The organism is Dechloromonas sp. CZR5 (genome assembly GCF_008711155.1).
Taxonomy (GTDB): Bacteria; Pseudomonadota; Gammaproteobacteria; order Burkholderiales; family Rhodocyclaceae; genus Azonexus.
Genome location: NZ_VUYQ01000006.1, coordinates 19,570 through 31,872 on the forward strand (window position 1 = coordinate 19,570; position 12,303 = coordinate 31,872).

Consider the following 12,303-nt stretch of genomic DNA (forward strand, 5'->3'; position numbering starts at 1 on the left):
ATTTACTCAAGTACCGAGACGCTGAAGAGCGTCGACCGTAAGGTAACGGTCATAGATATTGGGGTCATTCACCCGTGTGCTGTGCCCCCCCGCGACTTCGCGTACTTGTTCAATCCGCGTCATACGGCCGGTCTGTACGTTAAATGCGTGAATTGCACTCCAAGACCAATACGGCTGCCCCCCCCCAACTAGAACACGAGCAGTCCCATTGTCATAGAGTGAAAATGACCCATCGAAATACCGGAAAATTTGGCCCTGGCGGTCATACGAAACCATAGCCAGCGGCAGTAGTGTCCTGGCATCAAACCAAACCAGCTTCTTACTTACGGGAGCTCTTGGGTACCCCACAGGAGTCGCCTCGATAACGATAGCCTCGGGCACCAACTCCACCTTTGTATCCCAAAATGTGTTTCCTTTTGGCCCCCCATGGGTCTTGTGCTCCCAGTTTGCATGCGCAGCATTCCACCCACCTGAGACCGCCCCTAAATAGGGGCCGCGCTGAACGATTCGGTAATTACCCCATGTTAAGAAGGGGTCACCGGCAGCCCATGCATCCGATAGATACAACTCCGATCCCGGAATCAGCGGCTCAAAACGCTGGTTTGTCGGAAAGCGACGGACTCGCTTAAATGCTGGCAGATAACCATATAGTTCTGGAAACTGATTCTGATCGTAGGGCCAAATGTTGAGATAGGCCACTCCACGCACGTCAGTCGGCGATACAAAAAAAACCGATTGCAACCTCAGCTTGTCCTTAAGGGCAGCAGTAACCGCCGGATTGAGACTATTTGTCTGCCGCTCCACTGAGGAGAGCTCAGCCCAACCGGAAGCATACTGAAACTGCACCTGACCGAGTGGATCGAGATCGTATTCCTTAACCGCGTAGAGGCATGATTCATGGCGTCCCCAGCTCAGGGTGTGCGCCGCAAAAACCTCTGTTGCATTTTTAGGGTCTGGAAAAGGATTCCCACCTATCCATGACTTTCCATCCTGAGTAACGACATTACCCTTGGCATCGAATTTTGCTTTTCCGGCATTCCGTAGGCTTGCTTCAAGATAAGCTGTTGGACTTAGGCGATGCAACTCCGTCGTCGTTTGTACCAACGTAAGCTGCCTTCCCAGATCGCGAATCTGGTAAATCCGTACCGGGTCGAGTAAGTCGCTCACAAGATGAACATTTTCGCGAGTGATGATGTCACCAGGTTGCAAACGCCCTTTGGTCTGCGCTTCTATGTGTAACAGTTCATCAGGGTATGCCCGCCTAGAATCGCCGGAAGCCGCAAAAGTACGCCAAGAAGAGCCTAGAACTCCTACGCTCAAAGCGCCCGCAAGCATTTCAGACACAAATTTTCGGCGGCCATAGTCCGGCCCGAATTTCCGAATCAACGCCACTGCTTGCCCTCAGAATAGTGCCGGCCACCTAGGTAGCCGGCACTGCTACAGCGTCAGGTATCAGAAATACCAGGAACCACGGACAAACATCTCTCTCGCATAGTTATAGCCTTCGGCAAAATCCTTGCCATTGTTGCCGCTACGCAAGTAGTTAGCGTAGATATCCACTTGGAAATCCTTATTTACTTTCCATTTGGTTCCAGGCTGAACGAACCAACCACCATTCATATCAGTCAATAGCGCAAGATCGAATCGCCACTCAAGAGAGGGTGAAGGTTGTTGTAGAACTACTGCAATGTAGTCAGAGCCATTCTTTTTGCCGTTTGGCACCTGACCAGCGGTGTTATTGCTTCCCATCAGCGAACGCCCAAACAGATCACTGTCAGACTTATGCATCCATTGGAAGACCATATAAGTTGCGGGCAGTGCCTGACTGAACTTGTGATACTTCTCGGCAATAAAAGCGAAGTTCAGTTCATCCTTAACAATGTAGTCTTTGGACAACGTAGGATTCGTAAACTTCTTATTCGGGGTGTAAGAGAGTTCAAAACGTCCGATCAACTGATCGGTTATGGAGTCAGGTTCGCCACTAAATACTTTATTCAGGGCAAATCCAAATACATTTTCTCGTGGGTACTCCCGAACAAGCCATCCCTGCAAATTTCCGAAACCTGTTGCAGGATCGAAAAACGTATCAAGAATACAAGATGCAGCTGCGGATCCAGCTGCAATTGCGCCCGGCGTTGAATTTGAAGCCCCACAAGCACCCGCCATAAAGCTGGCAGCCCCAGCCAAGGGACCTGTAGTTGTGCCGGAAAACTGGTTCAATGCACTCAGCAGGCCACCTACGCCATCAAGACGAGACAAGCTGGCATACCTGAACCACTCTTGGGCGCTATAAATGCCGCTGGTTCCTGTTGCAAATGGGGTTCCAGAAATAGCGCCTTTACCCTGCGCTTCAGTCCAACGCAAAACTCCATCCGGATTGTTTCGCCGAACTGCAAACGCTTGTATACCGATATCTTCAATCTCAGTTTGCAAACGCAGACCAAAATTAAATTCATCTTTTACTTTTTCGTAGCCGGTCTTCTGATCAATTACAAATTGTGCAGGAACAGGATTGTAGGGAGCATTTGCACCGGGCAATACGGAAGGTCTAAATTGCTGAACAAATCCCTCTAATTGAGTTTTATCAGCAACCCGGTAGGTACCTCTGATGCCGAGAGATGAGACGCGCTTATCGGAAAACTCTTCTGCCGCCACATCAAACCCACTATGGCGACGCAAGTCCAGTCCGTTCGCCACATCCGCAACGCGGAAGAACATTGCCTCACCCCAGGCTATCTGTTGATTCCCAATACGCAACCAGACTGGCCCGCTGTTGTAATCCGCGTATGCAACAGGAAGGTCAAGCATCCAGTCCTTACCCGCCGCACCCAAACCACCAGCATTTCGGTTATTGCCATATTGTTGCTCAAACAAATTCTGATCCTTGAAGGCATCGTTAACCTTGCCAACCTGATCCGAGATACCACGCATCTTAAAATGCACGGCCCAATCGTCCGTCAACTTTCCATCCAGATTCAATTCAAGTCGGGTTGCGAACATATTGAAATCCCCTGACTTGGCTTGTGAAGCAGGGCGAGTCAAAGTTCCCGGGGCCAATCCTGTGCTTTTTACTGCAACGCCGTTGTATTCATTTCCAGCCTGGTTAAATGGATTTTGATCATCCGTAAGTTTCACGGCGACCTCTTCCCTTAGCATTCCGGAGAACGTCCAGTCTGCAGCGAGTGCGCAATTGGTCGAGGCAAAAATACCGGCGGATGCTAACCCAATAAGTTTCAAACTATTCATAGTTGTCCCTCCTCCTAATACATAAACTGCCTAAAACTTAGCCCGAAGAATTGATCCGGAAGCTCCACCAATCACGACTACCAAACCATCTTTCTGACCTTCGACACCTGCCACCGACGAGTGAATCAGGGAATGAGATTTCTGCGATTTATCCGCCACGAAAATTGCACCGCCATCTCGACTTAAGAGCACGGTTCGGACGCCCACAGCAATTACCGAAGTACCGCTATTGCTTGCCCATACATCAGTCAAAACAGACTTTGTTCCGCTATTGACTTCTGCCCACGTCTTCCCAGCATCGTTTGAGCGAAGAATCAGACCTTCCTGACCCACAGCAAAAATTCGCCCCTTCTGACCAACAAACAGGCCAAAAAGAGATCGCTCTCCTTTATGCAGAACCTCCCAGCGGCCACCTGCGACTGCGGACCTTAGGACTAGCTCGAACTCACCGGTAAGCGTGACTGCACCATCCTCAGCGACCTGTACTGCGTACAAATGCGGTTCCGCATCCGTTCCCAGCAATCCCTTCCAATCGACCACTACGGTTTGCCATGACTTACCCCAATCGAGAGAGTGGAGAACGGTGCCAAAGCCTCCCACTGCATATGCTTCACCCTTGGAATTGGCGTGGACTCCGAGGATGCGGGCGTCAGTCACCGCTTGCACCGACTCCCACTTGATACAGTCGTCAGACCGTAGGATCAGTCCCTGCTGGCCTCCGGCCAGGCACCTTCCATTACTTCGGACAATCGATAGCAAAGCCGATTGAGAAGCAGGAGACTCTAGTCTGTTCCAGGAGGTACCACTATCAGCCGTACTCAGCAAAAGTCCATGATCACCAACCGCAACACCGTTGCCTCCTTCAAAGCTCACGCCAAAAAGAAAGTCGTGAGGTTTTCCTTTGGATTGAACCTGAAGGTCCAAAGCGTCTTTGGCAAAGCCCACTTGGGCCGAAAGCCCTAAGATCGCAGCAATACCAAGTACCTTAATCACGCGACCTAAGCACGCCATGTCAGGCCCCCAAACGGGAAAGCGCCTGCTCCGTGAGGTATTTCTCATACACCCCCTCAACGTTACGTGCGGACTTGAAGCCACCAGCAATCTGCTTGGCCTGAACAAAGCGAGACATCCGATTTGCCTGGATGTCGTGCGACATGACTGAAGTCCACGACCATGTCGTGTGCTTCCCTGTCAGATCTCGTACGCCATTTTTTTCATAAAGGCCGTAGGCTGGCTCGTAACTCTTGAAGAGTTCACCACGACGATCATAGGTGTGATAACCGATGTACATCATGTTACGTGCATCAATCCAGGCGCGCTTCTTACCGATAGGAGCTCGCGGAAAACCAACGGGCTCAGCGTCAACGACCAAGCACTCAGGAATCAACTCCATGTTGTACTCGTAGAAGGTCTGGCCCTGAGGTCCGCCGTGAGTAGGCAGTTCCCAGTTGGGATCGTCAACCTGATTATTAGAAACCGCACCCAGCATTGGACGACGCTCAACCAGCTTGTAGTTACCCCAAGTCATCATCGGATCGCCTGCAGCCCAGGAATCCGACAAATAGAATGTAAGGCCAGGTGCCATCGGTTCGAAGCGCTGATTGGTCGGGAATTTTCTGACGCGCTTGAAGGCAGGAACGTAGCCGACCAAATCTGGGAATTTTTTCTGATCGTAGTACCAGGTATTCAGATAGCCAGTACCGCGCACATCTGAGGGGCCAGTGAAAAGCACGGTCTGATAACGCAGTTTGTCTTTGTGACTATCGCCCTTATAGGGACCGACTGCCCCGCCTGCACCAAGACGGCCGCAAGTATTTTCTTCAATCCATGCAAAATCGTATTGATAATTGACTTTGCCATCAGGACCGATGTCCCAGTCCTTGACCGCATAAATCGCACTGTCGTGACGCCCCCAACTGAGGGTAAGATTTGCATAGGCTTCAAGTGGCGTTTTCGCGTCAGGGAAAGGATTCCCACCGATCCACCTTTCGCCACCTGGTGCATAAACATTCCCGTCAGCACCAAAGCTCGCCTTGCCTGCATTTTTCAAGGTCGCTTCGAAATAGTCGTGCGGAAAGAGGCGAGAGACATCCTTGGTTGTCGGAACAATCCGAATTCGACGACCCATTTCCTTAACCTGCTTATAGGCGATCGGCGTCAGGAGATCTTTGACGATATCCACATTCGCTGCCGTAATCAGATCCCCCGTCTTGATCTTCCCCTTTGTATAGGCATCAATCGACATAAGTTCGTCTGGGTAGGCCTTCGATATATCGGCACCTTTTGCAATCAAAGGCCACAGGGGAGCCAACACCCCTGCTCCTGCCAAGGTTCCTGCTTTTGCCAAGAAAGCACGACGGCTATAGTCAAAATCAAATTTCAGTAGGTGCATTTTTGTCTCCTGGTTGATTTCCGAAACTCACACTTTTGCGAGTTCAAGCTTTGGTTTTCTGCTGCAAACGATGGTCGTCGAGCCACCCATCGACCGACTCCGAAAGGAACTGATGCTCTGCGGAGACGAATTTTGGTTTGTAGATGTAGATGAGTAGGGGCACGAGTACGAGGGCAAGTGCGGTGTTGATGGCCATCACCACGACAAGTAACAATCCCATGTCGGCAAGGAACTTCAGTTCCGACAGGAAATACCAGGGGGCAATACCAATCGTCATGAGGAGCGCGGTAAATAGAATCGCTTTGCCACATGTCGTTAGGGCTGCCTTAATGGCGTTTCCATAGTGCTGAGCATCCTTGTATTCCTCGCAGATACGGCTAACGAGATAGATGCCATAGTCGATACCAACACCAATCCCGATTGCCAGAATCGGCAAGCTGTTGACGTCCAGCCCCATGCCAAAAATGGTCATGGAAGCAGTTAGCAGAGCGTTGGCCAAATTGACGGGCAATAGAAGAATCACAGCTGCTACAACCGACCGGTATGCCCATGCCACGCCGATACCAATGGCTAAATTCAGGCCTGCCAGGATGTACCACTGATAAATATCGACCGTCTCATTCACCGACTGTTGCAGCGCGATCGAACCCGTAGCAAGGCGAATTCTGAAAGTCGGATGCTCGATGCCCACCTCGGCAATACAGCTACGCGCATCAGCCAATGCCGCATCGACCGTCTCTTGTTTGTTGTCGGAATACCAAAGAGACACCGTGGCATTTTTCTGCTCAAAATCGGCAATGTGCAGATATGCATTCGGGCTGGTTCCCAGCATTAATGCGCCTGATGCTGCTCCCGCTGCCGCGTCAGTGTTATCAAGCGGCAACCATTTCGGATTGCCTCCGTTGAACAAGCGGTTTGCTTCTGGCGCATAATCAGCAAAAGAGAGAGTCGCGCGGGGCGGATGCTCCTTGCTTTCCAGACAGCGTTGCAACTGGCTCATTGAATTCAAGGTATCTGCTTGCCGGACGATCCGACCTTCCTTGCCTTCGAACACAACCTCAAGGGTCATGCTGCCGGGGAAGTGTCGATTAATCTGGCGCACTGCGGTATTGAAAGCAGCGTCTTCGCGCAAGAGATTGCTACCCTCGACAGGATTTCCCACCTGCACCTTGAACATCATGGCGATGGATGCGAGCGTCAGGACGACAAAGGTTGCAGCAGTAAACCGGGCACGTCTGCCAGTGCTAAGCCAGCCCGCACCGGACAAAATCCAATATAGCGCCCTGTGCACAATTCCAACCTGGGCTTTCTCCGCGTCACCACCGCCAACCAGTCTTTCCAGATTTTTCGGCGCAGGCAGCAAGCTGAGAATGACCGGAGTAAGCAATACGCTGGTGGGCACCAGGGTCATCGCCCAGAAACCAGTGAACAGCGCGAAACGTTCCATGGCAGGGATTGGCGCAACGCCCACCAGCATCAACCCACAAACGTCGGTAAAAATCCCCAGAGTGCCTGGTGCGAACATCATGGTTAGCGACATCTCGGCCGCCACTTTTTTATCTCCAACCTCGAGCAGTATTTCGTAATACCGCTCCGTGGCCTGAACGCAATGGCTAAAAGAACGGGCGATCAGCAACAGCGGAACCACCATGAGGAGCGGCTCAACCGGCTGATGAATCCAGCCGACAAAACCAAAGCCCCAAACTGCCGATGTCAGACTAACCACCAACGGGGTTACTACCCCTGCGACATTTCGCATTGCAAAGAAAAGGCAAGCGAACATCAACCCTAGAGTTACAGCGAAGATCGTCGGCGTATGCTGTCCAAAATGGTAAATCCAACCTGTCAGCATCGGCCAGCCAGCGACATATACTTCGTGATTGGCGTCTGAATACTTTGCCGTAAGCGCCTGAACCGTATCGAATACCTGCTGATAGTCGACTAGCCGCTCAATGAATGTGGCATTGATGATTGCTGCAGTCTGATCCCCCGAAACCAGAAACGACTTAACTGCAGGAGACTCGTTGATACGGCGACGCGTCTCTTCCAGTTCCTCTGCGGTGGCTGGCGGATGGTTATCCATAATCGGATTGGAAAAGATGCCATCTGCCGTCAGGACCGTATAGCGAGCTTTCTCGGTTGCGATCGATACGATCTGATCGTGATCGACTCCCGGTGCCAAATCGATATCCCGAGACATGTCCCATATTTTTCCCATCGTCTCAGCAGTGAATACATCCTTCCCATCGGTTCGTTTCACCATGATGGTCACGGTAAGTGGATTCCCGAAATTTGGATGATCCCGGTAGGTCTGAACGAAGGGATGAGTTACCGGAAAGAGATCTGAGAAGATCGTCTTAAACTCAACCTTGGATGCCCCTACGCCGAAAAACACTGTAACGGCCATTGCGACCAACAGCGAAAGCCAAGGGCGCTTCATTGTCCAGTGCGCAATGTTGTGTCTAAAAGTAGCCAATTGTCTGCCTCACCATATTGATTTCGTCGAGATTGCGCGGCAATTCCGACGCAGTTGGTTATGTTTGTGTGATTGATTCTCCCAATGGAAAGCACATCTCTCAATCACGGAGAGCCGTTAGGTTTTTAGCGGTGGATAGCCACGGAAATCCGTGACTATCGCTGCAATGCAACAAGATCAACCGAAACGAAAAAGCACCTCGGCATTGCCCGAAAGCAAATGAAATAGACAAAAAAAACCGGGAAGTTAGAAACTTCCCGGCAAGCCGCAAGCAGATCCTTCCGATACTGCCCGCAGAGGAGACTCTGACTCAGCCCATGGTTTTCAGGTGCTGGATGATTTCCCCGGCCATCGGCTGGGCATCACCGTAGAGCATGCGGCAGTTGTCGGTGTAGAACAGGGCGTTCTCCACCCCGGAATAACCCGTGCCCTTGCCGCGCTTGATCACGATCACGTTCTGCGCCATGTCGGCGTTCAGGATCGGCATGCCGTAGATCGGGCTGGCCTTGTCGGTACGTGCCGATGGATTGACCACGTCGTTGGCACCGATGATCAGCGCCACGTCGGCCTGGCCGAACTCACCATTGATTTCCTCCAGATCGAAAATCTTGTCGTACGGCACGCCGGCCTCGGCCAGCAACACGTTCATGTGGCCCGGCATGCGGCCAGCCACCGGGTGGATGGCGAACTTTACCTCGACGCCGGCTTCCTCCAGGATCTCGGTCATTTCCCACACCTTGTGCTGGGCATGGGCCACCGCCATGCCGTAGCCCGGCACGATAATGACCTTGCTGGCGTACCGCATCATCGCCGCCGCATCGATGGCGCCGACTTCCTTCATCGAGCCGCTGATCGCCTCGCCCCCACCGCTGGCCACCATCGGGGTGAACAGGATGTTGGAGAGCGGCCGGTTCATCGCCTTGGCCATCAACTGGGTGAGCAGCGTACCGGCCGCGCCAACGACGATGCCGGCAATGATCAGCGCCGGGTTGCCGAGCACGTAGCCCTCGAAGCCGACGGCCAGGCCGGTGAAGGCGTTGAACAGCGAGATGACCACCGGCATGTCGGCACCGCCGATGGGCAGGGTGACGATCAGGCCGAGGATCAGGGCGACGGCGAAGAAGCCGAAGATCAGTTCCGGTTGGGCCGGGGCGAGCACGACCATGGCGCCACCCAGACCAATGGCGATCAGGGCGAGCAGGACGTTGACGCCATTCTGGGCCGGCAGGCGATGAGCTTTCTTGAGCACGCCCTGCAGCTTGGCCCAGGCGACACAGGAACCGGTGAAGGAGACCGCACCGATCAGCGCGCCGATCACCGCCAGAACGGTGGTGGCGGTGCTGTGCGCATCGCCCTTGGCGAACTCGATGGCGGCAATTGCCGCGGCGGCACCGCCGCCCATGCCGTTGTAGATGGCGACCATCTGCGGCATGTCGGTGATCTTGACCTTCTGGCCGGAAATCCAGGCAGCCGCGCCACCGAGGACGAGGGCCAGGGCCATCAGGCCGAGGTTGTGCAGGCCGGGTATCAGGAAGGTGCCGGCAATGGCGATCAGCATGCCGTAGCCGGCAATGATGATGCCCTTCCGGGCGCTGGCTGGCGAGCTCATGCCTTTCAGGCCGAAGATGAAGAGCAGCGCACCTGCGAACCAGGCGCCTTGAACGTAGAGCGGAAGACTCATGATCAGGCCTCCTTCTTCTTGAACATGGCGAGCATGCGCTCGGTCACGACGTAACCGCCGGCCGCGTTGGCGGCACCGAGGGCGACGGCGAAGAAGCCGATGGCTTGCTGAACCGGGGTGTCAGCGTTGCCGAGCATGATCATGGCACCGACAACCACGACGCCGTGCACGAAGTTGGAACCGGACATCAGCGGCGTGTGCAGGATGACCGGGACCTTGGCGATGATCTCGTAGCCGGTGAAGGCAGCGAGCATGAAGATGTATAAAGCGAGCAAGCCGTCCATCATGCGTCTCCCAGAACTTGTTTGACCGTCGGATGGACGGTGAGCCCATCCTTGCACAACAGGGTGCCGGCGACGACTTCGTCGCTCCAGTCGAAGGCGAGTTCGCCGTCCTTGATCCACGGCGAGAGGAAGTTGTAGAGGTTCTTGGCGTACAACTCCGAGGCGTGGGTAGGCATGCGGGAGGGCAGATTGAGCGGGCCGTGGATGTTCACGTCGTTGGCGATGACGTGTTCGCCCGGCTGGGTGAGCGCACAGTTGCCGCCGGATTCGGCGGCCATGTCGACGATGATGGCGCCGTATTTCATGCGGGCGATCATGTCGGTGGTGATGATGACGGGGGCCTTCTTGCCGGGGATGGCAGCGGTGGTGATGACCACGTCGGCGAGTTCGACGGCCTTGGCGAGTTTCTCGGCCTGGGCGGCTTTCTCCTCGGCGGTCAGTTCGCGGGCGTAGCCGCCGGTGCCGTCGGCGGAGACGCCGGTGTCGACGAACTTGGCACCGAGCGATTCGATTTGCTCACGGGCGGCGGCACGAACGTCGTAGGCGTCGACCATGGCGCCGAGGCGTTTGCAGGTGGCAATGGCTTGCAGACCGGCCACACCGGCCCCAATCACCAACACCCGGGCCGGACGGATGGTGCCGGCGGCGGTGGTGAGCATGGGGAAGAATTTGGTGCAGCGGGCGGCGGCGATCAGGCCGCATTGGTAGCCGGCACAGGCGCCTTGCGAGGACAGGGCGTCCATGCTTTGGGCGCGCGAGATGCGCGGCAGGAGTTCGAGCGCGAAGGCGGTGATCTTGCGGGCGTTGAGGGCGGCCAGGCGTTCCTTGGATTCAAAAGGCTTCAAGAGACCGATCAATACCGAGCCTTCGGGTAAGGCGGCGATCTCTTCCGGCGACGGCGGGGTGACGCGCAGGATCAGGCCGGCTCCACCGTAGGCTTCGGCGATACCGCCGACCAGTGTGGTCTCCGGGAAGTCGTGGTCGAGGAAGTGGCTCGAGATGCCGGCGCTCTGCTCCATGCGGAGCTTGGCGCCGAGCGCGGCAAACTTCTTGGCGGTTTCAGGGACGATCGCTGTCCGGTTTTCACCGGGCAACCGTTCCCTCACGACGGCCATTGTTAGGGTCATGCTATTTGCTCCAATTACTACCTTTTATCGCCAGTTCTCGGATGATCAGAAAGACCTCGCGTAACTCGGCACTTTTTGAATAGATAAAAAAGTTCGGGGACTAATCCCCGAACCGAAAGCTACTGGCCGCAGAGGGAGATTTATGACGCCAGTAGAAAAGACGCTATTAGAACTCCTCAACCAACTCCGGCACGACTTCGAACAAGTCACCGACCAACCCGTAATCCGCGATCTGGAAGATCGGTGCATCGGGATCCTTGTTGATGGCGACGATGACCTTCGAGTCCTTCATGCCGGCCAGGTGCTGGATTGCACCCGAAATACCCACGGCGATGTAGAGCTGCGGGGCGACGATCTTGCCGGTCTGGCCGACCTGGTAGTCGTTGGGCACGAAGCCGGCATCGACGGCGGCACGGCTGGCGCCGAGCGCAGCACCGAGTTTGTCGGCGAGCGGTTCGAGCAGCTTGTGGTAGTTCTCGCCACTGCCCAGACCACGACCACCGGAGACGATGATCTTGGCGGCACCGAGTTCCGGACGTTCGGACTTGGTGAGTTCGCGGTTGGTCAGGGTGGATTGAGCCGTGTCATTGGCGGCAGCGATGGTTTCGATTTTTGCGCTGTTTTCCCGGTTGACCGCATCAAAGGCGGTTGAGCGGACAGTGATGACCTTGACGCTGTCGGCGCTCTTGACGGTGGCCAGGGCGTTGCCGGCGTAGATGGGACGGACGAAGGTGTCCGGGCTGTCGACACCGGTGATTTCGGATATCTGAGCGACGTCGAGCAGGGCGGCGATGCGCGGGGCCAGGTTTTTGCCGAAGGTGGTGGCCGGGGCGAGGATGTGGCTGTAGCCGGCGGCGTTGGCGAGCACCAGGGCGGTGAGATTTTCAGCGGTCTGGGATGCGTAGTGGGCAGCGTCGGCGACTTTGACGGTGCTGACGCCGGCCAGCGTGGCGGCTTCCTGGGCGACGGTTTGGCAGTTGCTGCCGGCGACGAGGAGGTGGATGTCGCCTCCGATTTTCTGGGCGGCGGCGACGGTGTTGAGGGTGGCGGCCTTGAGGGCGGCGTTGTCGTGTTCGGCGATGACGAGAATGGTCATG

General features: G+C 55.0%; 9 protein-coding genes. All 9 read right to left on the reverse strand.

The features are described from left to right. Positions 1-6: 6 nt before the first annotated feature. On the reverse strand, positions 7-1,335 hold the full coding sequence (locus tag F1002_RS15360; protein WP_150430182.1) for a DUF1329 domain-containing protein: 1,329 nt from the start codon (positions 1,333-1,335) through the stop codon (positions 7-9). A 117-nt stretch (positions 1,336-1,452) separates the two neighbouring features. Further along, a complete protein-coding gene (locus F1002_RS15365) occupies positions 1,453-3,246 on the reverse strand; it encodes a DUF1302 family protein (RefSeq protein WP_150429931.1) in 1,794 nt (597 codons plus the stop codon). Positions 3,247-3,276: 30 nt separating this feature from the next. Beyond that, positions 3,277-4,239: a photosystem II stability/assembly factor-like protein gene (locus tag F1002_RS15370; RefSeq protein WP_150429932.1), complete on the reverse strand. Its 963-nt coding sequence runs from the start codon at positions 4,237-4,239 to the stop codon at positions 3,277-3,279. 19 nt (positions 4,240-4,258) lie between these two features. Beyond that, positions 4,259-5,638: a DUF1329 domain-containing protein gene (locus F1002_RS15375; RefSeq protein ID WP_150429933.1), complete on the reverse strand. Its 1,380-nt coding sequence runs from the start codon at positions 5,636-5,638 to the stop codon at positions 4,259-4,261. Between the two features lie 43 nt (positions 5,639-5,681). Continuing rightward, positions 5,682-8,078, reverse strand: coding sequence for an RND family transporter (locus F1002_RS15380; protein ID WP_150429934.1), 2,397 nt, complete (start codon positions 8,076-8,078; stop codon positions 5,682-5,684). 346 nt (positions 8,079-8,424) lie between these two features. Further along, on the reverse strand, positions 8,425-9,795 hold the full coding sequence (locus F1002_RS15385) for an NAD(P)(+) transhydrogenase (Re/Si-specific) subunit beta (protein ID WP_150429935.1): 1,371 nt from the start codon (positions 9,793-9,795) through the stop codon (positions 8,425-8,427). A 2-nt stretch (positions 9,796-9,797) separates the two neighbouring features. Next, complete coding sequence (locus F1002_RS15390) at positions 9,798-10,079, reverse strand: NAD(P) transhydrogenase subunit alpha (RefSeq protein ID WP_223879632.1); 282 nt, start codon at positions 10,077-10,079, stop codon at positions 9,798-9,800. Beyond that, entirely contained in the window at positions 10,079-11,206 is a 1,128-nt protein-coding gene (locus F1002_RS15395) for an NAD(P) transhydrogenase subunit alpha (protein WP_150429937.1), read from the reverse strand. Before F1002_RS15395 ends, F1002_RS15390 begins: the two co-directional genes overlap by 1 nt. A gap of 166 nt (positions 11,207-11,372) precedes the next feature. Then, positions 11,373-12,302 (reverse strand): electron transfer flavoprotein subunit alpha/FixB family protein, encoded by a 930-nt coding sequence (locus tag F1002_RS15400; RefSeq protein WP_150429938.1) that lies wholly within the window; start codon positions 12,300-12,302, stop codon positions 11,373-11,375. Position 12,303 lies beyond the last annotated feature (1 nt).